At 74.0% G+C, this 1,187-nt stretch carries 1 protein-coding gene and 1 pseudogene; both read left to right on the forward strand.

Annotated elements, in window-relative coordinates:
• The coding region (locus HUX53_RS31025) for an isochorismate synthase MenF (RefSeq protein ID WP_176406769.1) at positions 1-847 on the forward strand (847 nt) is incomplete at its 5' end.
• Positions 848-886: 39 nt separating this feature from the next.
• A pseudogene (locus HUX53_RS31030) lies at positions 887-1,105 on the forward strand (helix-turn-helix transcriptional regulator); the annotation flags it as partial.
• Positions 1,106-1,187 lie beyond the last annotated feature (82 nt).

Here is a 1,187-nt window from a genome sequence, read left to right on the forward strand (position 1 = left end):
TGTGTTGAGGGGGTGCCGCCGCGTCTGCCTCTATCTCCTGCGGCGGCAGCGTCGGGTGTGTAGAAGCGACGACTGGAAGAACGCCGTCGCCGCCGCCGTCGAACGCATCCGCGACGGCCGCCTCGGCAAGGTCGTCCTCGCCCGCGACCTCACCGCCCGCGCCACCGCCCCCATCGACGCCCGCGTCCTCCTGCAGCGCCTCGCCGCCCGCTTCCCCGGCTGCTACACCTTCTCCTGCGCCGGCCTCGTCGGCGCCACCCCCGAACTCCTCATCCGCCGCACCGGCGCCACCGTCGAATCCCTCGTCCTCGCCGGCACCACCGCCCGCGGCGACACCCCCGCCGACGACTGCGCCCGCGCGGGCCGCCTCGCCGCCTCCGCCAAGGACCGCGAAGAGCACCGCTACGCCGCCGAGATGGTCCGCGACGCCCTCACCCCCCTGTGCGCCGACCTCACCGTCTCCGCCGCCCCCGAACTCCTCACCCTGCCCAACGTCATGCACCTCGCCTCCCCCATCCGGGGGCACCTGGCCGCCGACCGCTCCGTCCTGGACGTCGTCGCCGCCCTGCACCCCACCCCCGCCGTCTGCGGCACCCCCACCGACACCGCCCTCGACCTCATCCGCGAACTCGAGGGCATGGACCGCGGCCGCTACGCCGGCCCCGTCGGCTGGGTCGACGCCCGCGGCGACGGCGAATGGGGCATCGCGCTGCGCTGCGCCGAGATCGACGGCACCCGCGCCCGCCTGTTCGCCGGCTGCGGCATCGTCGCCGACTCCGACCCCGCCGCCGAACTCGCCGAAGCCCGGACCAAGTTCCGCCCCATGCAGTACGCCCTCCACGGCTGACCGCCCCGGCACACGCGGCACACGCGGCACACTGGGACGATGCGCGCGAGCCGGCTGCTGTCCCTCCTGCTGCTCCTGCAGGCCCGAGAACGCATGACCGCACGCGAACTCGCCGCCGAACTCGAAGTCTCCGTCCGCACCGTCTACCGCGACGTCGAATCCCTCAGCGCCGCCGGCGTCCCCGTCTACGCCGACCGCGGACCCGACGGCGGCTACCGCCTCCTCGGCGGCTACCGCACCCGCCTCACCGGCCTCACCGCATCCCTGTCTCTTCTACACATCCGACCCTGCCGACCAAGAGGCTAGGGTAGTACTCGGTGGGCCCCACCACCTCAAAACA

This window comes from Actinomadura sp. BRA 177 (genome assembly GCF_013372625.1).
Classification (GTDB): Bacteria; Actinomycetota; Actinomycetes; order Streptosporangiales; family Streptosporangiaceae; genus Spirillospora.